The following is a 22,788-nucleotide window of genomic DNA, read 5'->3' on the forward strand; positions in this document are numbered from 1 at the left end:
CCTACAACTTGGTCTTGATGCACTTGTCGTAGATGGTGTCGATGCCGAGTATGGAGGAACTGGCGGTCAGCATCATGATGGCGATGCGCTGCCCCTTGAGGTACGTGGTGCGTGCGCTCATCACACGAGTGACGGCCGCACGGATCCCACCCCAGCGCTTGATGGCTCGCCAGATCCTTCGGATCTTGGTGACGGCGAAGTACGAGGTGCCGAGCAGTGACAAAACGGCTCCCACGCACACGGTGATACGCCAGGCTCGGCCCCAGGAGAACCAGCCCTTGCCGTTCAGGTCGTACATGGTGACCGGGTCGAGCTGCAGGAACCGGCCGGTCGTGGAGTCGTAGAGACGCGCGCCCATCAGCGTGAGTCCGGAGAGGGTCTCGCCGGAACGCTGCTGAGCGCCGAGCCAGCCATAGCGTGCAGGCACACTGCTGGCACGGACGTTGCCGTACTCATCCGTGTCCTGCGAAGTGGCTGCCTTGCTGGTGTCCAGCGGTAGCTGGAGGGCGATGTCGCCGTGGATGTCGCTGAGCGGCAAGACGGTGTCGCCAGTCTTGCCGGTGGTGGCGACGAGACCACCGCCGACAGACTCGACGTATCGGGTGACAGCGCCTTGGGTGTCCTCGGTAATCCAGGACGGGCTGTCGCAGCCGCAGTCGTAGCGGTTGACCTTGGACGCGCTGGTCGTCCACGTGCCACCGCTGTTGGTCTCGGCGATCGAGGAGCGGAGGCGCTGGGTTCCATCGAGCTGCCAGGTCTGGCGCTTGGTGCCGACGGTCTCCTGGTGGACCATGTCGCTGTTGTCGTAGCTCAGGCTCACGCCACCCGGCTGGGCAGCGGTGCGGCCGAAGGCGTCGTAGGGGTAGCCGGTGTCGACCTGTCGGTCGCCGCTGTCGTAGGTGTAGTTGGTGGTTGCTGCTCCCGTAGTGGTGCAGTCAGCGCCGGGGGTGCTGGTGGCACTGGCGAGGGACTTGCGGTTGGAACGTTCGTCGAAGGTGTAGGTGCGGGTGGTACAGACCGTCTCAGCGGTGTCCTCGGCCGTGGCCAGGCGGCCGATCGCGTCGTACCGGGTCGGTGACGGCAGCACCTTCCCGAGTGCCGGCCACCTCGCCGCCTACGCAGGACTCGCTCCGGCAACCCGCAGTTCCGGGTCCTCGATCCGCGGCGAACAGCCTTCCCGGAGAGGAAACAAGCAGCTCAAACGTACCTTCCTCCTCTCCGCGTTCGCCTCTCCGGGCGATCCTGCCTCCCACGCCTACTACGACAAGAAGATCGCCCAAGGGAAGCACCACACCCAGGCCCTGCTCTGCCTCGCCAGACGCCGGGCCGACGTCCTCTTCGCGATGCTCCGCGACGGAACCTTCTACGAACCCCAACCCGTCCGAGCGACTTGAGACCTGCTTGCCCTCCGCCCAAGCCCATGGTCAGCGGCCATGGGGGACGAGAATTCCGAGCACTTGGCACTCATCCGTCGCTGGCTCGCGGGCGAAACCGTCAACAACACCGTCGGCATCAAGGTCGTCAGCGGCCCCTTCCACGGACGGACCAAAATCGTCGAGCTCGACCAGTCAGGACTGCCGCCCGCAGGCTTCCGAGGTCGCCCCGGTCGAACATCAGGACCCTGGAACTCCGCCGCCAAACACACTTACCTGGCAGTTCCAGCCCCCGACACCTCTGCGGGCTGGAACTACGAATACGCAGGCATCGACACAGCCGCAGATGCATGACGCACGCCCGACACCGGGGCCACCCCAACAGCTTGACCAAAGAGATGGGAACACCCCCCAGGCCGGGGGACGGACTCCGTTCGGCCATCATCGAGGGCAGAACTCTCCGATCCGGCCGGGGCTGGAAACGTGCGCCGTCCGATGTCGGCCTCGGACGCGATGTCGTACAGCGTGGTCTCGTCGAAACCCTTGCGCTCGAAGGGCGCGAAGCCGATGCGTTCGAGCTCGGTCCTGGAGGTGGCCCGTGGACGACCACTCGCGGACACTCATCGACGCTGGTCCGTCCCTCTCCCGGTACCCGCGGCACGAACCGTGGCCCACCTCCACCCGCGTGGAGAGCACCCGGCCGTCAAGCTCACCGAAGAGCAGAACGACGGTTCACCTCCGCTCGCGCGGAGAGCACGCCGCCCTCTCCCGCCGGGCCCCGCCGGGAGAGGGTATCAACGGCCCTGCCCCCGCAGCAGGGCGTCCAGCCGCGGGTAGACCCGGCGGGCGTTGCCCGAGAAGATCGCCGCACGCTCCTCGTCGGGCAGGTCGGCCGAGTCCAGGTAGCGCTTGGTGTCGTCGAAGTGGTGGCCCGTCCCGGGATCGATCCCCCGTACCGCGCCGACCATCTCCGAACCGAACAGGATGTTCGCCGGGTCGATGACCTTCAGCAGCAGGTCGATGCCGGGCTGGTGGTACACGCAGGAGTCGAAGAAGACGTTGCGCATCAGATGGGTGTCGAGCGTCGGACGGCCCAGCATGTCCGCCAAACCCCGGTAGCGGCCCCAGTGGTACGGCACCGCGCCGCCGCCGTGCGGGATGACGAGCCGCAGGCCGGGGAAGTCGGCGAAGAGGTCGCCCTGCAGCAGCTGCATGAACGCCGTGGTGTCGGCCGCGAGATAGTGGGCGCCCGTGGCGTGGAACGCGGGGTTGCAGCTGGCCGAGACGTGCACCATGGCCGGTACGTCCAGCTCGCACATGGCCTCGTAGAGGGGATACCAGTACCGGTCGGTCAGCGGCGGCGCGGTCCAGTGGCCGCCGCTGGGGTCGGGGTTGAGGTTGAGGCCGACGAATCCCATTGCCACGCACCGGCGCAGTTCGTCGACCGCGTCCGCGAGCGGGGCTCCGGCGGTCTGCGGCAACTGGCACACCCCGACGAAGGTGTCGGGGAAGAGTTCCGTGACCCGGGCCACCAGGTCGTTGCAGGCGCGGGCCCAGGCGGCGGAGACGGCGGCGTCGCCCTCGTGGTGGGCCATGGCCGAGGCGCGCGGTGAGAAGAGGGTGAGGTCGGCGCCGCGCTCGGTGAGCATGCGCAGCTGGTTCCGCTCGATGGAATCGCGGATCTCTTCGTCCGATATACGCGGGTACGCGGCGGCCTTTCCTCCCTCGAGGTGGGCGGCGAGCTGGTCCCGCCGCCAGTCGCCGTGGGACGCCGGGGCGGTGGTGTAGTGCCCATGGCAATCGATGATCATCCGCGAACCGTCCTTGCTGTGAGTGCTGGGGGCGAGCGCACGCGCATCGTACGACAAAATTGTGCGCAATTTGAGATGGCGATAGTGTTGCCCATCCAGCCTCTGGAGGTATTCATGAGCTTTGCCCCCGAACGTTCCCGCAGCGGGAGACCCGCCAAGGAGGCGGCCGACCGGATCCGCGCGGGCATCCTCGCCGGAGACTTCGCCCCGGGTCAGCGGCTGATCGAGGCCGAGCTGTGCGAGCAGTACGGATGCAACCGGGGGGCCGCGCGAGCGGCGCTCGTGGATCTGGAGCACGAGGGCCTGGTGGAGCGCATCGCCAACCGGGGAGCCAGAGTGCGGGCGGTCGGCGTGGAGGAGGCCGTGGCCATCACCGAGGTGCGGATGGTCCTGGAGGGCCTGTGCGCCGCGAAGGCGGCCGAGCGGGTGACCGAGGTGCAGGCGGCGGAGCTGCGGGACATCGGCCGACGCATGCGGGACGCGGTGTCGCACGGCGAGGTCATGGTGTATTCGGGGCTCAACTCCCTGCTCCACGACCGCTTGCGGGAGATCGGCCGACAGCCCGTCGCCTCGGACCTGCTGGCCAACCTGCTGGCCCGCAACGTGCGCCGGCAGTTCCAGCTGGCGCTGCGGCCGGGCCGGCCCCAGGTGTCACTGCCGCAGCACCTGGCGATCATCGACGCCATCTGCGCGCGGGACCCCGCCGCGGCGGACCGCGCGGCCCGCGAACACGTCGCCGACGTGATCGTCGCGATGCGGGAGATCGACGGATGATTTAGTCCGCAACATTGCCTTCACAATTGTCAACAATCTCTGTACCGTCTCCTCCACGCGGCCGACGGTGGCCCGTCCCTCGCCCCACGGGCGGGGGTCTGAGCTCTGCGAGGAGTCCCGATGCAGCGAAACCTCCGCGGCCGCACGAAGCCCGGACGAGGTGTGTGCGCCCTCGTCGTCCTGACCATGAGCCTCGGCCTGGCGGCGTGCGGCAGTGACAAGGAGAAGGCGACGGAGGCCGGCGGTACGACTACCGTCAAGGTCGGCGTCATCCCCATCGTCGACGTCGCCCCCATCTACCTCGGCATCAAGCAGGGCTTCTTCGAGGAGGAGGGCCTGGAGCTGAAGCTGGAGACCGCGCAGGGCGGCGCCGCGATCGTGCCCGGTGTGATGAGCGACCAGTACCAGTTCGGCTTCAGCAACACCGTCTCCCTGCTGCTCGGCGGCTCCAAGGGGCTGGGCCTGCAGGCCGTCGCCGCGGGCGTGTCCTCGACGGGCGAGAAGGGCAAGGACTTCGGCGGCGTCGTCGTCAAGGGCGACAGCGCCATCAAGTCCGCGGCCGACTTGGCGGGCAAGAAGATCGCCGTCAACACCCTGCAGAACATCAACACCATCACGGTCAACGAGGCGGTCCGCGCCGCCGGCGGCGACCCGTCCGGCATCGAGTACGTCGAGCTCGCCTTCCCCGACATAGCCCCCGCCGTGGCGAAGGGCGACGTGGACGCCGGGCAGCTGGTGGAACCGTTCCTGACCATCGCTCAGGGCCAGGGTGACCGCCAGGTCACCTCCAACTACGCCGAGACCGACCCGGGCCTGCTGGTCGGCGCGTACTTCACCTCCGACACGTACGCCAAGCGGAACCCGAAGGCCGTGACCGCCTTCGGCGCGGCGATGAAGAAGTCCATGGCGTACGCGACGGAACACCCGGACGACGTCCGCGCGATCCTCACCGAGTACACCGACATCGCCGCCGACGTGCAGAAGAACGCCGTTCTGCCGAGCTGGCCCACAGAGATCGAGACCGGGTCCCTCCAGAAGCTCGCCGATCTGATGGCCGAGGACGGTCTCGCCGACTCCGCTCCCGACGTCAAGAGCCTGCTCCCGTGACCGACGTGAAGAAGGGTGGGGCAGCGATGCCCCGCCCCGGGCGCGACACCGTCCTCGGAGTGGTCGGTCTGCTGGCCGTCGTCGCCCTGGTGGAGATCCTGCCGCGCGGCGGCATCGTCGACGACAACTTCCTCCCGCCCGCCGACGCCATGGGCGACGAGCTGATCGGCCTTCTCGGCCGGGAGTCGTTCTGGACCGCTCTCGGCCAGACCCTGCGCGGCTGGGCCATCGGCCTGGCCGTCTCCATGGCCGCCGGCATCGTGGTCGGGATGCTCGTCGGCAGCAGCCGGGTCCTGCGTGAACTGACCGCCTCCACGGTCGAGTTCCTGCGTCCGATCCCCTCGGTCGCCCTGATACCGCTGGTGGTCCTGATCTACGGCAGCCGCCCGCAGTCCGCGCTGGTGCTCGTGGTGTACGCGGCCTTCTGGCAGGTGCTGGTGCAGGTGCTGTACGGCGTGGCCGACGTCGACCCGGTGGTCCGCGACACCGCCCGCTCCTACCGGTTCTCCCGCTGGACGGTGTTCCGCACGGTGGTGTGGCCGACCGCGCTGCCGTACGTCGTCACCGCCTTCCGGCTCGCCGCCGCCGTCGCCCTCATCCTGGAGATCACCGCCGAACTCATCATCGGGGTCCCCGGACTCGGGCAGCGCATCGGCGTGGCCCAGTCCTCCGGCGCCGTGGCCACCACGTACGCCCTGGTGGTCGTGGTCGGACTGATCGGCGTCCTGGTCAACATCCTCGCGCGCGCGGCCGAACGCCGTGTCCTGCGCTGGCACCCCTCGGTGAGGAGGGAACTGACGTGAAAACCCGTGCCGCGCTCCGGCAGTCGGTACTGGTCCTGGCGCTGCCGGCCGTCCTGGTGACCGTCTGGTGGTTCGCCTCGGCGGGCTCCACCAGCTTCTTCTGGCCGCCGCTGGCCGACATCGTCGAGGCCTTCCCGAAGACCTGGAACGGCGACCGGTTCACCCACGACGTGCTGCCGAGCATGTCCCGGCTGGCGCTGGGCTACGCCATCGCCCTGGTGGCGGGCGTCGCCCTGGGCGTCGCGATCGGGCTGTCGCGCACCGTCCGGGCACTGCTGGAGCCCACCCTGGAGTTCTTCCGCGCCGTGCCGCCCCCCGTACTGGTGCCGGTCATCGCCCTGTTCGCCGGTTACACCGGCTGGACGTCGAAGATCGTCACCATCGCGCTGGGCTGTCTCTGGCCGATCCTGCTGAACACCGTCGAGGGCGTACGCGGCCTGGACGAGGTGCTGCTGGACACCGCCCGCTGCTACCGGATGCGCAGGAGCACCCGGCTGCGGCAGGTGGTCCTGCGCGGCTCCAGTCCGCAGATCGCGGCCGGCGCCCGGCAGGCGCTGTCCATCGGCGTGATCCTGATGGTGATCAGCGAACTCTTCGGCGCCAACCGGGGCCTGGGCGCGTCCATCGTCCAGTTCCAACGGGGTTTCGCCATCCCCCAGATGTGGACCGGGATCATCCTGCTCGGCCTCATCGGATTCCTGCTCTCGGTGCTGTTCCGCGCCGTGGAGCACAAGATGCTGGCCTGGTACCGGGGCCTGCGGCAAGCGGATCGAGGAGCCTGAGCCATGTCCGTACCCAAGACGTCCAAGAAGGCCGACGGGCCGGTCGGTCCCCCTGCGCCGGGAGTGGCGGCGTCGGCCACCGACGCCCTCGACGTGCGTGGCCTGCGCAAGATCTACGGCGGGGCCGGCGGCGTCGAGGCCGTGCGCGACCTGACGTTCCGTGTCCGCAGCGGCGAACTGGTCTGCATCGTCGGCCCGTCCGGCGCGGGCAAGACGACCCTGCTGCGCTGCATCGCCGGTCTGATGGACCTGACGGAGGGCGAGGTGCTGCTGGACGGCGCCGTGGTCTCCGGCCCGCCCGAGGGCATGGCCGTGGTGTTCCAGGAGTACGGCCGCAGCCTCTTCCCCTGGCTGACGGTCCGCCAGAACGTCGAACTGCCGCTGAAGGAGAAGGGCCTCGGCCGTGCCGAGCGGGCCCTCAAGGTCGACGAGGCGCTGGCCGCCGTGGGCCTGTCGGACAGCGCCGGCTCCCATCCGTGGCAGCTCTCCGGCGGTATGCAGCAGCGGGTCGCCATCGCCCGCGCCGTGGCGTACGAGCCGTCGGTGCTGCTGATGGACGAGCCGTTCGCCGCCGTCGACGCGCAGACCCGCGCCGACCTGGAGGACCTGGTGCGCTCGCTGTGGAACCGGCTGGGCGTGACGGTGCTCTTCGTGACGCACGACATCGACGAGGCGGTCTATCTGGGCCAGCGCGTGCTGGTGCTCTCCAACCGTCCCACGGTGGTACTGGAAGACGTCACCGTCGACCTCCCCTCCACCCGTGACCAGTTGGAGACCCGCTCCACCCCGCGCTTCGCGGAGCTGCGCCACCACGTGTACGAACTGATCCAGCGCGCCAAGGCCGGGCACCGGCCGGAAGCGGGCACCGAGACCGACGAGGTGCGGAAGCCGTGAACGACCACCGACTCGTCATCACCGACGTCCCTCGCCCCGACCCCCGGCTGGTCGACCGGCTGCGCGTCTACGGTGTGGCCACCGTCCACGAGGCGTTGGGCCGCACCCACAGCCTCGGCCCCGACCTGCGCCCGATCCAGCAGGGCCTGACCATCGCGGGCGCCGCGGTCACCGCACTGTGCTGGCCCGGCGACAACCTGATGATCCACGCCGCGGTCGAGCAGTGCGGCGAGGGCGACGTCCTGGTGGTCGCCGCCGCCGCGCCCAGCACCCACGGCATGTTCGGCGAGCTCTTCGCCACCGCCCTGGCCAGGCGTGGCGTCACCGGCCTGGTCATCGACGCCGGAGTGCGCGACACCAGGGAACTGCGGGAGATGGGCTTCGGCGTGTGGTCGCGCCACGTCTCGGCGCAGGGCACGGTCAAGGCCACCGCGGGCAGCGTCAACCTGCCGGTCGTCGTGGCCGGTCAGCAGATCGCGCCCGGCGACATCGTGATCGCCGACGACGACGGCGTGATGTGCGTACCGCGCGCCCGGGCCGAGGAGGCGGTGGCCGCCTCGCAGGCCCGCGTCGAAAAGGAGGCGGAGAGCCGCGCCGCCTTCGAGCGCGGCGAGCTGGGGCTCGACCGTTACCGTCTGCGGAAGGTGCTGGAGAACCAGGGCGTGCGCTACCGGTCCTGGCAGGAACAGCACCCCGACGCGGAACCCTCCCCCGCCGCCGGTTTCGACAAGGACGGCCGGTGACCGCCACGGACGGGGTCCGCTGCGCTCTGATGCGCGGCGGGACGTCCAAGGGCGCCGTCTTCCTCGCCCGGGACCTGCCGTCCGATCCCGCGGAACGGGACGAGCTGCTGCTGCGCATCATGGGCAGCCCGGACCTGCGGCAGATCGACGGACTGGGCGGCGCCCACCCCCTGACCAGCAAGGTGGCCGTGGTCTCGGAAAGTTCCGAGTCCGGCGTGGACGTCGACTACCTGTTCCTGCAAGTGGTCGTGGACCGGCCGGTGGTGACCGACTCCCAGACCTGCGGCAACATGCTGGCGGCCGTCGGCCCGTTCGCCGTCGAACGCGGTCTCGTACCGGCCGGCCCGGACCACACCGACGTCCGGGTACGGCTGGTCAACACCGGGTCGGCCGCGGTGTTGCGCGTGCACACGCCCGGCGGGCGCGTCTCCTACCGCGGCGACACCGCGATCACCGGCGTACCGGGCACCGCCGCGCCGGTGGTGATCGTCGCCGAGCCCTCCGGCGCGCCCCTGCTGCCCACCGGGCGAAGCCGTGACGAGTTCGCCGGGTACTCCGTCACCTGCGTGGACAACGGCATGCCCTCCGTACTCGTACGGGCCGCCGACCTGGGCCTGACCGGCGCCGAGTCTCCGGCCGAGCTGGAGGCCGACGAGTCGCTGCGCCACCGGGTACGCGCGATTCGCGCCGCCGGCGCCGAGGCCCTGGGCATCGACCCCGACCCCGACGCCACCACGGTGCCGAAGATCGTGCTGGTGGCACCGCCCGAACAGGGCGGGGCCATCACCACCCGCAGCTTCATCCCGGAACGGGTCCACCAGGCGATCGGGGTACTCGGCGCGGCCTCCGTGGCCGCCGCCGTCCGGCTGCCGGACAGCGTCGCGGCCCAGGTCGCCGAAGTACCGCCGGCCGGCGAGCCGGTACGGATCGAACACCCCACCGGATTCCTCGACGTGGGCGTCGCGCCGGGGCCGGACGCCCACCACCCGGTGGGCGCCACGTCCGTGATCCGCACCGCCCGAATGATCTTCGACGGGACCGTCCACCCCGGTCCCGTCCGCACCCGACAGCACTCCGGCCGCACCTGGCCGGCCCCCACGGAGGTACCCGCATGAACAGCGCACGCGGCGACATCGCCCACCTCGGACACGTCGAACTGCTCACCCCCGAGCTCGACGGCACCGTGTGGTTCTGCACCGAGATCCTCGGCCTGACGGAGACCGGCCGCGTCGGCGACTCGGTGCACCTGAGGGCCTTCGACGACTACGAGCGGACCAGCCTGGTCGTCACCGCGCACTCCACCTCCGGGGTGCGCCGCACGGCGCTGCGGGCGTCGAGCCCCGAGGCGCTCGAGCGCCGGGCCGCCGCGTGCCGCGAGGCAGGCCGCGACGGCGAATGGGTGGACGGCGAGGCCGGCACCGGCCGCACGTTCCGCACCAGCGACCCGGACGGGCACGTGCTCGACCTCTACTACGAGACCGAGTGGTACGAGGCCCCGCCGGAACTCCGGCCCGCTCTGAAGAACCAGCCGCAGGCCAAGCCCAACCGCGGTGTGGGTGTCCGCAGGCTCGACCACATCAACTTCCTGGGGGCCGACGTCCTGGCCAACGCGGAGTTCACCGAGCAGGTCCTCGGGGCCCGGCCGACCGAGCAGATAAAGCTGGACTCCGGCCGGGTGGCCGCCCGCTGGCTGACCTTCAACAACAAGTCGTACGACGTGGTGTACACGGAGGACTGGACCGGCTCCGAAGGGCGCCTGCACCACATCGCCTTCGCCACCGACACCCGCGAGGACATCCTGCGCGCCGCCGACCTGGCCATCGACAACGGCGTGCACATCGAGACCGGCCCGCACAAGCACGCCATCCAGCAGACGTTCTTCCTCTACCTGTGGGAGCCCGGAGGCAACCGGATCGAGCTGTGCAACCCGCTCACCCGACTGGTCCTCGCCCCCGACTGGCCCCTGATCACCTGGACGGAACAGGAGCGCAAGCGGGGACAGGCGTGGGGCCTGAAAACCATCGACACCTTCCACACCCACGGCACCCCGCCGATCGCCTGACCGGAGGGGCGGGCCGCGGACGCCCCCTCGCGGCGCGGAACCCGCGGCCTCCGGCCCGCCCGGCCCCGGGCAGGCCGCGCCGGTGCGCCGGCCGGCTTCGGACCCCGCCTACCGGAGGGGCAGTCCCTCCGGATCGGTGAGTCCGGCGGGTTCGGCGCGGACCGTGGCGGTCCAGGCCGTGGGGTCGCAGCCTTCGCCGTTGGGGTGCTGCTCCTTCAGTTCCGCCTCGGTCCCGTCGGTCACGATCTCCTTGCCGTCGGCGGTGGACGTGACGGTGAGCCGTACCTGAACGGGGCCGGGACCGTCGGCCTCCGGGAGCGGGATCGACAGGTGGTTCGTCGGATCGCCCGGGTTGCCGGACTTCCGTTCCTCACAGACCTCGCCGACGCAGAAGCGGAGGGAGGCCGCGTTCGCCGGACCGAAGTCCGAAGCACGCCAGGCCAGCGAAACCTGCGAATCCATGCCGAGGAGGGTGCAGGCGGTCTCGCCGGCCCCGGAACAGCCGCTCAGGACCGCTGCCGCCAGCAGGACGGGCAGGACGGGCAGGACTGATCGTCTCATCTCAGTACCTCGCGATCGGGTCGGGAAGGGCGACGCCGGAGCCTCCCCCGATGAGGCGGACGCCTGATGTTCCCGTGGTGACGACCGCACGGGGCGCACTGGTTCCCCCGCCGGACCTCTCCCGGTGGCCCGGGGGCGAGCACCTCCCCGCCCGCACCGGCCTTCGGCCCGCGCTCCCCGGTACGCCCCTCGTCGCCGCTCCGAGCCCGACGCCTTTCCCGTGGCGCCATTCCGCGAGGTGCGTCGCGGCGGTGATCACGGGATTCCCGATTGCAGCGACGGCTCGCAGCTGGACCCGTAGGTGGCCACACTCGCGACATCTGGGTTCCATCCTGGCGGCGGGCTGGGCAGGCTGCGGCTTGCCATGATCCACTTCGGTCGAACGGTTCGCCCGCCATGCCCGTCCGCAGCGTTCCCGAACACAGTCATGGTCCACACACCCGTACATGCCTCCTGGCTGAACCAGGTGGAGATCTACTACTCCGCCGTCCAGCGCAAGGTGGTCTCACCCAACGGCTTCGCCGACCTCACCGAGGTCAGGGACCGGCTCCGGGAATTCGAAGACCGCTACAACGCCACGGCACAGCCACTCCGGTGGAGGTTCACCACCTCCGACCTGGACGGCCTACTGGCCAGGCTCGACCGGCGCACCGCCGATCACTACGAAGAATCCTCCGTTGCGTCGACAGCGTGATCAACCCCCGAAGGATCTGCGGAGCCGACCACTTAGTTCGCTGCTGTCGACGGGGGTGACATCCGGGTGGGCACGAGCGTGCTGGGCGGCGCCGAGATGCGGCTGCGCATCCAGCGCGACGACGTGGGCTCCGGTCCCCGGTCCCGCGGTGGTGCGAGGGGCAGGCGGCGCCTGCCCGCCGGCCGGGGCGGGGCTTCCCGCTGGGGCCTCGGGAAGGTCGCCTCCGGAAGCAGGTGACAGGCTGCGCACCGGTCTGCGACTCCGTCCGGCCGGGCGTCAGGAGACCTTTGCCCGCCAGCCGGTGAGGCCCTCTTCCTCGCCCGCGACCTGGAAGCCCACCACGAACGGCTCGTCGCCGTCGGCCGTCAGGTAGACGGTGCACTCTTCCACGGTGCCGCCGGGCGGGATCACGTCCTCGCCCTCCTCCGAGGGGCAGGCGTCGATGTCCAGCCCGTCGGCGAACGATCGCGGAATCCCCCCGATCTGCTGGCCGCCCTCGGTGATCACGCGAACGCTGTCCGCCTGACCGGCGGAGAGATCGGTCTCGCCGGGATTGCGGTAGGAGATCGTCACGTAGTACGGGGTGCGGTGCAGCTCGGCGCCGTCGAAAACGGTACCGGCGAGGTCGTCGGGGCTGCCCTTGCGTACGGACTCCAAGGTGGCCGGCAGTTCGACGATGCCCCCGTCCTCCTTCCCCGCGTCCCATCGGACGGTGATGGCGTCGCCCTGCGCCGCCACGTCCTCCGCCGCCTCGGCGAAACCACCCTCGACCGGCCAGGTCGTGACTTGGGAGGCCGGGCCGATCCCGCCCCCGACAAGGTGCGTCACCGCCATCACGCCCACGCCCTTCGTCAGCATGTACGTCCCGCAGGAGGTGTACGAGGCTCCGGGGGCCAGCGTGTCCGGCGCCGAGTCCTCGCAGGACGCCGAGGCACGCGCGGTGCCGCCGGTCAGGCGGACCTGCGTGCCGGGCAGCCAGTCGGTACCGGTCACGGTGAGGTTGCGGAACACCTCGTAGGGGGCCGGTATCTCCTTCTTGCCGGTGTTGGTGACCTCGTAGGTGAGGTAGTACGGGACCTTGCCCTTGAGACCGTCACCCAGGCGTACGCCGTCGAGGGCGTCGTCCGAACCGCGGACGAGGCCTTCGACGGAGAGTCGGATCGGATACGTCTTCTCGTCGATGGCGGTGTGCACGACGTCCCGGGCTCCGGTTTCCACCGGCAGCTCGGCCCGGTGGTCCGGGCCGTTCATCTTGTTCAGCAGAGTGTGTGCATCTGCGCATCCAGCAAGGAGAACCACTCCCGCCGATCCCGCGACAATCCCTCTGAAGCCGCTGGTCAGAAACATGAAGATCCCCCGTTGCAAAACGTTCACTAGATTGGCACATGCTATGTGATTGCTGTGCGTCGCCATGTCACACCCCGGACCCGGCCCTGTGGTTCCGTCACCTCGCGAGGGGGCGAGCACAGCCGGGCGCGCGGAAGCGCCGGGGCGGCCCGGGGCAATGCGCTCCGCGGCACGGGCAGAGGAATCCGGAATCGCCGGTCATGACGCGGGCCCTGACCGTTCGTTCCGCCATGCCGTCCCGCGGGGACATCGCCTGCCCCATGGGACAATCCCTTCCGCGACGGGCTCAGGGGGATGGCGCACAGGGAACGGGCCGGGACCGCACGGGACTTCGTCCACGGTCCGGACACGATCGACCGGGGCGCGTGTCGAAATGGCGATCCGGCTGTGCTCCGGCTGCGGATCGCGGCGCCCCGGCAGCGCCGCGCGCCCTATTCGAAGGAGTGTCTCCCTTGCCCTTCCCGCCCAGTGACATGGTCGCCGCTTTCGGCCGGCACCTGCATTTCAAGAGCTTCGGTGTGGCCGCTGGACACTCCTGACGAGGTACTCGTCGACGCCCTGCACGCCGTGGCGGCGGCACACCTCACCGGCGAACCGATTCCCTCGCCGTGGCGCTGGAACGAGAGCGAGCCGTCCGACATGACCGAACTGGCCGATCTCCTCGACGCCCGGGGTGTGCGGGTGGGGCGCGTGGCAGCGGGGAACGGCTATTTCGCGTACGGCCCTCGGCACTCACCCCAACTCGACATCGTGGGCGGGCGCGACGGCTGCTTCGTCGAGGCCGACTTCCCGGACTCCTTCGTCCGTGTCTCGCTGAAGCCCGCTCTCGGCTGGCTGGTGGATGTGTACTTCGAGGAATGCGGGGCCTGGGGCCGTGTCGATCTGGGCTGGAATCTATGGTGCAGCACGCGGCCCGGACCAGGAGTGCCCCGTGCGACGGCATCGGTGGCGGACATCGCCGACGTGCTCGGCAAGGGGCCGAACGCCTGGGACGTGGAGGTGCCGTGCGTGCCGGCCGCTCACGGGGACACGGTTCCCACCGGGCCCCGGTCCGAGTGGCAGGATTCCCTCTTTGCGGACCTGGCCGCTTCGCCCGCGCGGCCGGGAGGCGTCGGTCGGTCCGACGACGACGCCGAGCCCCGGACCTTGCCGCAGCCGCCCGGTCCCCGCCGTATCACCGACCTGGTTCTCGAACAGCTGTCGGCATTCGGCTTCGGGGACGTCGAAGAGGGGGACGCCGACGTCCCCATCCGGTCCGACGCGTTCCACATCGAATGGCACAGTCGCGCCAAGAGTCTGTCCACGTCCGAGGTACAGCGGCTGAACGGCCTCGCCGCGGCGGCCGGCGACGATGTCCCCAAGCGGCTGATCGTGATCACGACATCCGGCATCAGCCGGCCGGCGGCGGCTTTCGCCGACGACGCCAAGGCGTTCGTCTTCTTCCTCGACAGCACCGCCGACAAGCTCGTGTCCTTGAACTCCCGCGCCGGAGAAGCGCTGTTGCCCCGTACCGATCCGGCCGATCGAACACTGAAGCCCTGGTGACCCGACCCACGACCGGCGGTCTCGCCGGTCGGCACGGAATGCGACCTCGCCGGGCAGGCCCACGACCAGCCCCGTGGACCTGCCCGCTAGGGGATCGCCGTCCTCGCCGGTACGCGTCCGGCCCGGCGAGGACGGGCCGACCGCGCGCGGCACGGCTGGACGTCCGGGAGGTTGCGGACCGAGCCCGAACCGTCCGCCTCTCCTCTTCCGGTGGCCCCGCGCCGAGGGCGCGCGCACGGATTCCGCGAGGGCCTTGACACCCCGGTGTGGCAGGAGGAGCATCCTCCCGTTCGTTGACAACGTTGTCGGGACAGGGTGCCGGGCAGGCAACGGTGCTTCCGATCCCGCCCGTTGACCGTCCGTCACACACGAAGGGCAGGATCGGTGTCAGACACGCACAACCGTCGGACGCATCCCGGGCTCAGGGCTGCTCGCTGCGTCGCGGTGACCGCCATGGCAGCACTGGGGATGGCCGCCACAGCCGTCCCCGCGTCGGCAGCGTCCTCGTACCCCACCGTCAAGGACCCGGTTTCGTACGTCCACCCGCTGATCGGCACCGCGAACGCCGGCAACACCTATCCGGGCGCGGTGCAGCCGTTCGGCATGCTGGCCTGGAGTCCGCAGAACTCCCGGGGCAAGCAGGTCTCGACCCCCGCCCCCGGCGGGTACCAGTACGACGCGACGAAGATCCGCGGCTTCAGCCTGACGCATCTGAACGGTGTCGGATGCTCCGGCGCGAACGGCGACATCCCGATCATGCCGTACGTCGGTGACGTCGACACCTCGCCCACCTCGGACGCGACCGACGCGAAGTACGCGAGCGACTTCTCGCACGCCGACGAGACCGCGACCCCCGGCTACTACAAAGTGGGGCTGGCAGGCGGCGCTTCGGCGGCGCTCACCACGACCGCCCGTACCGGCACGGGGCAGTTCGGCTTCCCGGCGGACAAGCCCGCCAGCATGCTCTTCCGCACCTCCAACTCGGAGAGCGGCAGCACCGCCGCCACCGTCACGATCGACAAGGCCGCGCGGACGGTGACGGGCTCCGTCACCGCGGGCAACTTCTGCGGGCCGCAGAGCGCGAACAACCGCAAGGACCTCTACACGCTCTACTTCACCGCCCACTTCGACAAGGACTTCGCGAAGGTCGGCACCTGGACGGACGGCACCGTCGCGCCCGGCTCCACCTCGGCCTCCGGAGGTACGGGATACAGCTCGTCCGGCAACCCGGTGGCCGGGAAGGGCTCCGGCGCGTACATCACCTTCGCCGACGGCACCACCAGCGCACAGGCCAAGGTCGCCGTCTCCTACGTCAGCGCCCAGAACGCCGAGGACAACCTCCGGGCGGAGAACGGACGTCACCAGACCTTCGACTCCGTCAGGAAGCAGGCCGCCAAGAACTGGAACAAGGCGCTGAAGGCGATCGAGGTGGGCGGCGGCACCGACGCCCAGCGGTCCACCTTCTACACCGCGCTCTACCACTCCATGCTGGAACCCACCCTGACCAGCGACGTGGACGGCCGCTACCTCGGTTCCGACCGCAAGCCGCACCGGCTCGCCAAGGGGCAGAAGGCGCAGTACGGCACCTTCTCCGGCTGGGACCAGTACCGCGCGCAGGTTCAGCTGATGACCCTGATCAACCCTCGGGCGGGCAGCGACTACGCGCAGTCCCTCTACAACTACGCGAGCCAGAACGGCGGCGAGTGGGACCGCTGGCTGCTGGAGAACGGCAAGACCAGCGTGATGTCGGGTGACCCGTCCGACGCGGCGCTCGCCGGGATCTACGCCTTCGGCGGCCACGACTTCGACGTCAAGGGGGCCCTGAAGTCGTTGGTGACGGCGGCTACGGTGCCGACGGCGAACGACTCCGACAGCTCGGGCTGCAACGTCGAGTGCGTCGGCCAGCGGCCCGCGCTCGACAAGTACCTGGAGCTCGGTTACGTACCGGCGGACGGCTGCCACTGCTGGGGCGGCGCCGCCGAGACGCTGGAGGACGCGGCGGCCGACTACGGCCTGTCCGAGCTGTCCCGGCAGACCGGGAAGACCGCCGACGCGAAGAAGTTCCTGGAGCGCTCGGGCAACTGGTCGAACGTCTTCGACGCCAACGCCACCCCGGACGGCGGCTACATCCGCGACCGCAAGGCCGACGGCACCTGGGCCGGCACCTTCACGCCGGGCACCGGTACCGGCTTCGTCGAGGGCACCAGCGCGCGCTACACCTGGATGGTCTACTCGGACGTCGCAGGTCTCGCCAGCGCCATGGGCGGCAAGGACACGGCCGCGAAGCGGCTGGACGCCTTCTTCCGTACGCCGGACGGGAAGTTCGACTTCACGGCGAAGGACGCGACGCGGTACGACGCGACCAACGAGCCCGACATCAACGCCCCGTACCTCTACAACTACCTGGGCACTCCCTACAAGACGCAGGAGACGGTCCGCGCCGAGGTGGACCAGCTGTGGACCGACACCCCGGGCGGCATACCGGGCAACGACGACGCCGGCACCATGTCGTCCTGGTACGTGTTCTCGGCGCTGGGCATGTACCCGCAGAACCCCAGCCGCGCCGACCTGGTCCTCACCGCTCCGCTGTTCCCGCACGCGGTGGTGCACACCGGCCACGGGAAGACCATCACGATCAAGGCGCCGGCCGCTTCCGCGACCAACACCTACATCCACGGTCTGAAGGTCGACGGCAGGAAGACCACGAAGTCGTGGGTCCCGGCGTCGTTCGTCACCCGTGGCGGCACGCTGGACTACACGCTGGGCGCCACGGCGGACACCTCCTGGGGTGCCGCGGCGGCCGACGCTCCGCCGTCCTTCCCCGGCGGCGGCGTGAAGTACTTCACCGGCGCCACTCCGGAGCAGGTGAAGACCGAGCCCGGCACGGGCAGCGCGGAGACCACCGTCAAGGTGCAGACCCTGGAGACCGAGGCCACCTCGGTGCACTGGACGGCGACGGCTCCGGCCGGTGTCACCGTCACGCCCGCGGAGGGCGACTTCACCGTCCCGGCGGGCGGTTCGGTGAGCGCGAAGCTCACCGTGTCGGCCGGGGCGGACACCGCCGAGGGCCACTACGCGGTCCCGGTGACACTGAAGTCCTCCGCCGGGGCCGAGCTCCCGAAGACGTCGTTCGCGGTGACCGTCGCCGAGAAGAACGGCATGCTGTGGAACCGCAACAGCACCGGCATCTCCACCGACGACACGAACCCGCAGGCCAACTTCGACGGTGAGGGCTGGAGTTACTCGGCCGCCGCGCTCGCCGCGGCAGGCACGACGCCGGGCGGAACCGTCTCGTCCAACGGCTTCTCCTTCACCTGGCCCACGGCCGGCGCCGGCGATCCCGACAACATCGAGGTGACCGGCACGACCCCGCAGGTGCTGAACGTCCCCTCCGCCGAGGGCGACACGAAGCTGAGCCTCCTGGGCAGCGCCGCCGAGGGCGCGGCCAGCGGCAAGCTGACGCTGACGTACACCGACGGCACCACGCAGCAGGCCGACATCGGCTTCAGCGACTGGACGCTGGGCGGCGGTTCGCAGCAGCCGTCGTACGGCAACACGGTCGCGGTCCACACCGCGTACCGCGACGTCCAGGGTGGCGGAAAGGACCCGGTGGGCACGGAGGTCTTCTCCTCCGCGCCGATCGCGCTCCAGGCGGGCAAGCGGCTGGCGAGCGTGACGCTTCCGTCCACCACGAACGGCGGCATCATCCACGTCTTCGCGGTGGCGACCGCCTGATCCGTCCGTCCTGAACAGCCGATGAACGACCATGGGTCCGGTCCCGCCGCGATGAGCGGGACCGGGCCCGTGCTGTCGCTCGGGACGTCCTGGGCCGTCCCACATCCGCCGGGGTGCGCTGGACGGCCCGCCACCCGCATCCGCCGCTCCCGGTTCATCCCTGCGCTTGTGCGACGCCGTCCGGCTGAGGCCGGGTCCCCGTCCCCCAACGGGCTAGCGGCGGGCCGGCGGCTCCCAGCACCGCGAAGAACAACGCCAGCAGCAGCCAGCCGGTCGTGCCGAGACCGAGCACCACCGTGGTGAGGATCGCGGGGGCAAGGGCCTGGCCCGCGTCGAAGCCGAGGCCGAGGAGGCCCTGGTACTGGCCCTGGGCATGATCGGGGGCGAGACCGAAGCCGAGGGCGAAGCCCGCCGAGGACTCCCACACCTCTCCCAGGCTGTGCACGAGGACCGCCGCCAGGATCAGTGCCGCTGCCGCCCAGACCGGGGTGTGGGCCGCGAGCGCCATCAGCGGGCAGCCGGCGAGGAAGAGCAGGCCCGCCGTGCGGAACGCCCGGCCGCCGTCGTGCGGGGTTTCGACGCGGGAGCCGATCCTGGTCTGCGTCAGTACGCAGAAGGCGGCGTTGACGGCGAACAGCGCGGCCACCGTCCAGCGCGGGGCCTCGGTGTGTTCGGAGATCCAGATCGGCAGGAGCAGCGAGATCACCGGGTACTGGAGTCCCATGGCGCCGTGGAGGACGGTGAACGTCAGGAACGGGCGGTCCGTGACAGCCGACCGGCGCCCCTCCCGCGGCGGTGGCGGCAGCACCGGATACCGGGGCAGCAGGAGCAGCAGCACCGCGCCGAGGGCGAAGCTCGCCGCGTTGCCGAGTACCAGCGTGAGGTAGGCGGCACGGCTGTCCACGGCCAGCGCCAACCCGGCACCGGCCGTTCCGAGCAGGACGCCCAGGTTGACAAAGGTGCGCAACCTCGCCCGGAACAGAGCCGGGCGGTCTCCCCCGACCCGGGCCACCAGGGCTCCCCAGGCCGCCCCACCGACCGCCGCCGCGATCCGGTCCACCGTCGCGATGGCGGTCAGCGCGGCCCAGCTGTCGACGAGGACGAGGGCCGCCATCGACACCGCCTGGACCGTGAGGGCCAGCATCATGACCGTGCGCGCTCCGCGCCGGTCGGCGAGATGGCCGCCGGGTATCCCCGCGCACAGGCCGGCCACTCCGGCGATCGTGAGCGCGGCGCCGACCTGCGCGGCGGGCAGGCCCACGACCGCGGTGAAATAGAGCGCCGACGCCGCGTTGAACAGGCCGTTGCCGACCCGGTTGACGAAACTGGCGGCGATCAGCACGCGCTCCGGCCCGCTGTCCCTGCTCGTGCGTGCTGTCCGGCCCTCCGGCTCATCTCTGATCATGGGCGCAGGCTACCGGCTGCCGCAGTGGCCGCCCACGCTCGCGCCCGGGGCCACCGGACGTCACCGGAGCGGGTCAGCACCGACGGCATTCGGCCACAAACGGCCGTCGCGGAGCAGGACTCGGGCATCGCGGCCGGTGGTTTCGGGGACCGGCGCACCACCCGGCACGCTCCGGTGGCCGCGGGCGTCCCCTTCGAGGCCGCCCATCAGGCGTGAGCCTCCGTCACTCACGCACGGACGGAGGAGCGTTCGCTCCGGAAGCGACCTCCAGAACGTCAACGATTGACGCTGCGTGCACCTTTGGGGTGACAGAACTGGACAAAAACCCTTGGACGGCGGGGCAGCGGCTGCGGAAGACTCCGCTCCCTCATTCACCACAGGACGAAACGGGTCGCGATGGGATCAATCGAATCGGGCGAAGGTCTGCCGAGCAAGGGCTCGGTCATCCTCGCCGTCCGCTACTACACCCGGGAACTCTCCCGGCTCCGACGGCTGGCCGCGCCGGCCCTGCTGCTGCCGGCCCTGGGCAACATCGGGCTCTACTACATCGCCCCACTGATCGTCGCCAAGCTCGTGGGGAAGGTGGCGGGCAAGGGCGGAGACGGGATCGGCGTCGGTGCGATGCTGCCGTACGTCCTCGGCTTCGCCGGGGTCCTGCTGCTCTCGGAGACCCTGTGGCGGATCGGTCTGCACTGCTTGAACCGCGTCGAAGGTCGGGGCATCGCGCGCCTCTACGTCACCGGTATGGACGAGATCTTCGTCAAGGACTCCGCGTTCTTCCACGACAACTTCGCGGGGTCGCTGACCAAGCGGGTCCTGAGTTTCGCCACGCGCTTCGAGGAGTTCGTCGACACGCTGACGTTCTCCCTCATGGGCAACCTCGTGCCGCTGACGTTCGCCTCGGTGGTGCTGTGGAGTTACGACCCGATGCTCGTCGTCGGACTCCTGACGCTCATCGTGCTCACGGCGCTGATCGTGACGCCGCTGATCCGGCGCCGTCAGGCGATCGTCGCCAAGCGCGAGCAGGCGGTCGCCCGGGTGTCGGGCCACGTCGCCGACAGTCTGACCAACATGGAGACGGTCCAGGCCTTCGCCGCCGAGGACCGTGAGGCCGCCGAACACCGCTCCCGGGTCAAGGAGTTGTCCGGACTCATGGTGCGTTCGTGGGATTACGGGAACCTGCGCATCGACACCCTGGTGGCGCCGCTCTCCGTGCTGACCAATGTGGTGGGCCTGATGCTCGCCATCACCCTGGCGGACGGGAACCTCGGGGTGGAGGCGATCATCGTCGCTTTCACCTACTACGCCAACGCCACGCGGATCATGTTCGAGTTCAATCAGATCTACCGCCGGCTGGAGAGCTCGATGACGGAGGCCGCGCAGTTCACCGAACTGCTGATGGAGCCACCGACCGTCGTCGACCCACCGGATCCCGAACCGCTGGTGTCCAAGAGGGCGGACGTCCGCTTCGAGAACGTGACCTTCGCCCACGGGGGCGGGAAGCCGCTCTTCGACGGGCTCGACCTGGACGTCGCCGGAGGGACGAAGATCGGTCTCGTCGGCCGGTCCGGCGGCGGCAAGACCACCCTCACCCGCCTTCTGCTGCGGATGGCGGACATCGACGGGGGACGCATCCTGATCGGCGGTCAGGACATCAGCAGGCTGCGCCGGGCCGACCTGCGCAGTCGGATCGCGTACGTCCCGCAGGACCCGGCGATGTTCCACCGCACCCTGCGGGAGAACATCGCCTTCGCCCGGCCCGGCGCGACCGAAGCCGAGATCCGCCGGGCGGCCGAGGCGGCCCACGTCACGGAGTTCGCGGACGCGCTCCCGGAGGGCTTCGACACGATGGTGGGCGAGCGCGGGGTGAAGCTCTCGGGAGGCCAGCGCCAGCGGGTCGCACTCGCCCGGGCGATCCTCCGTGACGCGCCGATCCTGCTGCTCGACGAGGCGACCAGTGCCCTGGACTCGGAGAGCGAGATCCTGGTCCAGGACGCCCTGTGGCGGCTCATGGAGGGACGGACCGCACTCGTGGTGGCGCACCGGCTGAGCACCGTCGCCACCATGGACCGGCTCGTGGTCCTCGACCGGGGCCGGATCCTCGAAGAGGGCACGCACCAGCAGCTGCTGACCGCCGACGGCGCCTACGCCAAGCTGTGGCAGCACCAGTCGGGCGGCTTCCTCGACGAGAGCGACGTCGTGGATTCCCCGGCGGCGAGCGTCACGCGTCCCGACGGGGACTCCTTCGCCAAGTCCGCCCCGGGCCCCGACGGGGACTCCTTCGCCGCAACGGTCGTGGAGGCCGAACTGCGTTGAGTCCCGGGCGTCGCCCCTTCGCTGTCCCGTTTTCCCCGCCCCGTTCTCCCAGCCCCCCGTTCTTCCGGGCCCCCGTTCTTCCGGGCCTCGTGCCCGGGAGAACGGGACGGCGGCCGGGCGTCCGGCCGGCTGATCACCGATGCCGCCCGCGTGTACAGCGGGAATCGTGGCCCGTGGCCGTTCTACCGTTCACCGATGCGATATGTCCCCTGGTGGGTTCTCTTCTCCTCGGTGTGCGCTCCGATCCTGCTCGTCGGAGGCTGGTCGGTATCCGCGGAGCTGGAGGGGCCCCGGTACGACCCCGCCTCGACCACCATCAGCATCCTCGCCGCCGACGGGACGCGCGGTTACTGGGTGATGACGTCTGCGCTGGTCGCGCTGGGTGTCTGTCACGTGGTCACCGCCTGCGGACTGCGTCCCGCGGCGCCGTTCGGCAGGGTGGCGTTGGCGGGCGGCGGGCTCGCCGCGATGTTGCTGGCGCTCTTCCCGGCACCGGTCAGCGGCGGTTCGTTCGCACACGGTGTGGTGGTGACGGTGGGCTTCTCGCTGCTGGCGCTGTGGCCGGTGCTGGGCGCGCGCTGGAGCGCGCAGGGGCCGCCGGGGCGGCTCGTCCCCCTCTCCGGCGGGTCCGTGCCGTGGGGCCTGCGGCCCGGACCCTCGGTCGGTGCGAGCACGTTGATGTGGCTGGGCGGCGGATGGTTCCTGCTCGCCCTCTTCGTGCTCGACATCGCCGGAGCGGCCGAGCGCGTCATCACGTTCGCCCAGTCGTTCTGGCCCCTCGTGGTGGTCCTCTCCTGCGCCCGGAGGATCGGCGGACAGGGAACCGACCGCTGACC

At 70.3% G+C, this 22,788-nt stretch carries 19 protein-coding genes and 1 pseudogene; 15 read left to right on the top strand and 5 right to left on the bottom strand.

The window, feature by feature from the left end; translation table 11 throughout:
* Position 1 precedes the first annotated feature (1 nt).
* Positions 2-1,087 carry a hypothetical protein gene (locus ACFWEP_RS04870; RefSeq protein WP_387365626.1) on the bottom strand — a complete coding sequence of 362 codons (1,086 nt, stop codon included), beginning with the start codon at positions 1,085-1,087 and terminating at the stop codon, positions 2-4.
* On the opposite strand from ACFWEP_RS04870, the pseudogene ACFWEP_RS04875 reads away from it, so the two are divergent.
* Both ACFWEP_RS04875 and ACFWEP_RS04880 read left to right on the top strand, forming a co-directional pair.
* A pseudogene (locus tag ACFWEP_RS04875) lies at positions 1,071-1,394 on the top strand (transposase); the annotation flags it as partial. The gene ACFWEP_RS04870 and the pseudogene ACFWEP_RS04875 sit on opposite strands and share 17 nt — an antisense overlap.
* A 39-nt stretch (positions 1,395-1,433) precedes the next feature.
* Positions 1,434-1,727 (top strand): hypothetical protein, encoded by a 294-nt coding sequence (locus ACFWEP_RS04880; protein ID WP_387365629.1) that lies wholly within the window; start codon positions 1,434-1,436, stop codon positions 1,725-1,727.
* A gap of 440 nt (positions 1,728-2,167) precedes the next feature.
* Here the strand turns inward: ACFWEP_RS04880 and ACFWEP_RS04885 are convergent, their stop codons facing one another.
* Positions 2,168-3,184, bottom strand: a complete 1,017-nt coding sequence (locus ACFWEP_RS04885; protein WP_387365632.1) for an amidohydrolase family protein — start codon at positions 3,182-3,184, stop codon at positions 2,168-2,170.
* A gap of 114 nt (positions 3,185-3,298) precedes the next feature.
* On the opposite strand from ACFWEP_RS04885, the gene ACFWEP_RS04890 reads away from it, so the two are divergent.
* The 8 genes from ACFWEP_RS04890 (at position 3,299) to ACFWEP_RS04925 (ending at position 10,349) form a co-directional block, all read left to right on the top strand.
* Positions 3,299-3,958, top strand: a complete 660-nt coding sequence (locus ACFWEP_RS04890; RefSeq protein WP_387365635.1) for a GntR family transcriptional regulator — start codon at positions 3,299-3,301, stop codon at positions 3,956-3,958.
* A 120-nt stretch (positions 3,959-4,078) separates the two neighbouring features.
* Positions 4,079-5,065: an ABC transporter substrate-binding protein gene (locus ACFWEP_RS04895; RefSeq protein ID WP_387365638.1), complete on the top strand. Its 987-nt coding sequence runs from the start codon at positions 4,079-4,081 to the stop codon at positions 5,063-5,065.
* Positions 5,066-5,091: 26 nt separating this feature from the next.
* Positions 5,092-5,868, top strand: a complete 777-nt coding sequence (locus tag ACFWEP_RS04900) for an ABC transporter permease (protein ID WP_387365707.1) — start codon at positions 5,092-5,094, stop codon at positions 5,866-5,868.
* Positions 5,865-6,650, top strand: a complete 786-nt coding sequence (locus tag ACFWEP_RS04905) for an ABC transporter permease (protein WP_387365641.1) — start codon at positions 5,865-5,867, stop codon at positions 6,648-6,650. The genes ACFWEP_RS04900 and ACFWEP_RS04905 overlap by 4 nt, the downstream gene beginning before the upstream one ends.
* Positions 6,651-6,653: 3 nt before the next feature.
* On the top strand, positions 6,654-7,544 hold the full coding sequence (locus ACFWEP_RS04910) for an ABC transporter ATP-binding protein (protein ID WP_387365644.1): 891 nt from the start codon (positions 6,654-6,656) through the stop codon (positions 7,542-7,544).
* A complete protein-coding gene (locus ACFWEP_RS04915; RefSeq protein ID WP_387365647.1) occupies positions 7,541-8,287 on the top strand; it encodes a 4-carboxy-4-hydroxy-2-oxoadipate aldolase/oxaloacetate decarboxylase in 747 nt (248 codons plus the stop codon). Before ACFWEP_RS04910 ends, ACFWEP_RS04915 begins: the two co-directional genes overlap by 4 nt.
* Positions 8,284-9,402 carry a 4-oxalomesaconate tautomerase gene (locus ACFWEP_RS04920; protein ID WP_387365650.1) on the top strand — a complete coding sequence of 373 codons (1,119 nt, stop codon included), beginning with the start codon at positions 8,284-8,286 and terminating at the stop codon, positions 9,400-9,402. The genes ACFWEP_RS04915 and ACFWEP_RS04920 overlap by 4 nt, the downstream gene beginning before the upstream one ends.
* On the top strand, positions 9,399-10,349 hold the full coding sequence (locus tag ACFWEP_RS04925) for a VOC family protein (RefSeq protein WP_387365652.1): 951 nt from the start codon (positions 9,399-9,401) through the stop codon (positions 10,347-10,349). Before ACFWEP_RS04920 ends, ACFWEP_RS04925 begins: the two co-directional genes overlap by 4 nt.
* 108 nt (positions 10,350-10,457) lie before the next feature.
* Here the strand turns inward: ACFWEP_RS04925 and ACFWEP_RS04930 are convergent, their stop codons facing one another.
* Positions 10,458-10,910, bottom strand: a complete 453-nt coding sequence (locus ACFWEP_RS04930) for a hypothetical protein (RefSeq protein ID WP_387365655.1) — start codon at positions 10,908-10,910, stop codon at positions 10,458-10,460.
* A gap of 427 nt (positions 10,911-11,337) precedes the next feature.
* On the opposite strand from ACFWEP_RS04930, the gene ACFWEP_RS04935 reads away from it, so the two are divergent.
* Positions 11,338-11,604, top strand: coding sequence for a hypothetical protein (locus tag ACFWEP_RS04935; RefSeq protein ID WP_387365658.1), 267 nt, complete (start codon positions 11,338-11,340; stop codon positions 11,602-11,604).
* A gap of 276 nt (positions 11,605-11,880) precedes the next feature.
* Here ACFWEP_RS04935 and ACFWEP_RS04940 read toward each other — a convergent pair whose 3' ends face one another.
* Positions 11,881-12,855, bottom strand: coding sequence for a hypothetical protein (locus tag ACFWEP_RS04940; RefSeq protein WP_387365661.1), 975 nt, complete (start codon positions 12,853-12,855; stop codon positions 11,881-11,883).
* Positions 12,856-13,467: 612 nt separating this feature from the next.
* On the opposite strand from ACFWEP_RS04940, the gene ACFWEP_RS04945 reads away from it, so the two are divergent.
* Together ACFWEP_RS04945 and ACFWEP_RS04950 are read left to right on the top strand one after the other, a co-directional pair.
* Complete coding sequence (locus tag ACFWEP_RS04945; protein ID WP_387365663.1) at positions 13,468-14,496, top strand: hypothetical protein; 1,029 nt, start codon at positions 13,468-13,470, stop codon at positions 14,494-14,496.
* Positions 14,497-14,949: 453 nt separating this feature from the next.
* Complete coding sequence (locus tag ACFWEP_RS04950; protein ID WP_387365666.1) at positions 14,950-18,231, top strand: GH92 family glycosyl hydrolase; 3,282 nt, start codon at positions 14,950-14,952, stop codon at positions 18,229-18,231.
* A gap of 154 nt (positions 18,232-18,385) precedes the next feature.
* Here the strand turns inward: ACFWEP_RS04950 and ACFWEP_RS04955 are convergent, their stop codons facing one another.
* Entirely contained in the window at positions 18,386-19,636 is a 1,251-nt protein-coding gene (locus ACFWEP_RS04955) for an MFS transporter (protein ID WP_387365669.1), read from the bottom strand.
* Between the two features lie 396 nt (positions 19,637-20,032).
* On the opposite strand from ACFWEP_RS04955, the gene ACFWEP_RS04960 reads away from it, so the two are divergent.
* Together ACFWEP_RS04960 and ACFWEP_RS04965 are read left to right on the top strand one after the other, a co-directional pair.
* Positions 20,033-21,952 carry an ABC transporter ATP-binding protein gene (locus ACFWEP_RS04960; protein WP_387365671.1) on the top strand — a complete coding sequence of 640 codons (1,920 nt, stop codon included), beginning with the start codon at positions 20,033-20,035 and terminating at the stop codon, positions 21,950-21,952.
* A gap of 195 nt (positions 21,953-22,147) precedes the next feature.
* Positions 22,148-22,786, top strand: a complete 639-nt coding sequence (locus tag ACFWEP_RS04965) for a DUF998 domain-containing protein (protein WP_387365674.1) — start codon at positions 22,148-22,150, stop codon at positions 22,784-22,786.
* Positions 22,787-22,788 lie beyond the last annotated feature (2 nt).

This window comes from Streptomyces sp. NPDC060198 (assembly GCF_042728415.1).
Lineage (GTDB): Bacteria > Actinomycetota > Actinomycetes > Streptomycetales > Streptomycetaceae > Streptomyces.

What these genes read in the sequence shown, in the direction of transcription:
- ACFWEP_RS04880 (WP_387365629.1), top strand. Translation starts at nt 1,434, where the DNA reads ATGGGGGACGAGAATTCCGAGCACTTGGCACTCATCCGTCGCTGGCTC.
- ACFWEP_RS04885 (WP_387365632.1), bottom strand. Translation starts at nt 3,184, where the DNA reads ATGATCATCGATTGCCATGGGCACTACACCACCGCCCCGGCGTCCCAC.
- ACFWEP_RS04890 (WP_387365635.1), top strand. Translation starts at nt 3,299, where the DNA reads ATGAGCTTTGCCCCCGAACGTTCCCGCAGCGGGAGACCCGCCAAGGAG.
- ACFWEP_RS04895 (WP_387365638.1), top strand. Translation starts at nt 4,079, where the DNA reads ATGCAGCGAAACCTCCGCGGCCGCACGAAGCCCGGACGAGGTGTGTGC.
- ACFWEP_RS04900 (WP_387365707.1), top strand. Translation starts at nt 5,092, where the DNA reads ATGCCCCGCCCCGGGCGCGACACCGTCCTCGGAGTGGTCGGTCTGCTG.
- ACFWEP_RS04910 (WP_387365644.1), top strand. Translation starts at nt 6,654, where the DNA reads ATGTCCGTACCCAAGACGTCCAAGAAGGCCGACGGGCCGGTCGGTCCC.
- ACFWEP_RS04925 (WP_387365652.1), top strand. Translation starts at nt 9,399, where the DNA reads ATGAACAGCGCACGCGGCGACATCGCCCACCTCGGACACGTCGAACTG.
- ACFWEP_RS04930 (WP_387365655.1), bottom strand. Translation starts at nt 10,910, where the DNA reads ATGAGACGATCAGTCCTGCCCGTCCTGCCCGTCCTGCTGGCGGCAGCG.
- ACFWEP_RS04935 (WP_387365658.1), top strand. Translation starts at nt 11,338, where the DNA reads ATGGTCCACACACCCGTACATGCCTCCTGGCTGAACCAGGTGGAGATC.
- ACFWEP_RS04940 (WP_387365661.1), bottom strand. Translation starts at nt 12,855, where the DNA reads ATGAACGGCCCGGACCACCGGGCCGAGCTGCCGGTGGAAACCGGAGCC.
- ACFWEP_RS04950 (WP_387365666.1), top strand. Translation starts at nt 14,950, where the DNA reads ATGGCAGCACTGGGGATGGCCGCCACAGCCGTCCCCGCGTCGGCAGCG.
- ACFWEP_RS04955 (WP_387365669.1), bottom strand. Translation starts at nt 19,636, where the DNA reads ATGATCAGAGATGAGCCGGAGGGCCGGACAGCACGCACGAGCAGGGAC.
- ACFWEP_RS04960 (WP_387365671.1), top strand. Translation starts at nt 20,033, where the DNA reads ATGGGATCAATCGAATCGGGCGAAGGTCTGCCGAGCAAGGGCTCGGTC.
- ACFWEP_RS04965 (WP_387365674.1), top strand. Translation starts at nt 22,148, where the DNA reads ATGCGATATGTCCCCTGGTGGGTTCTCTTCTCCTCGGTGTGCGCTCCG.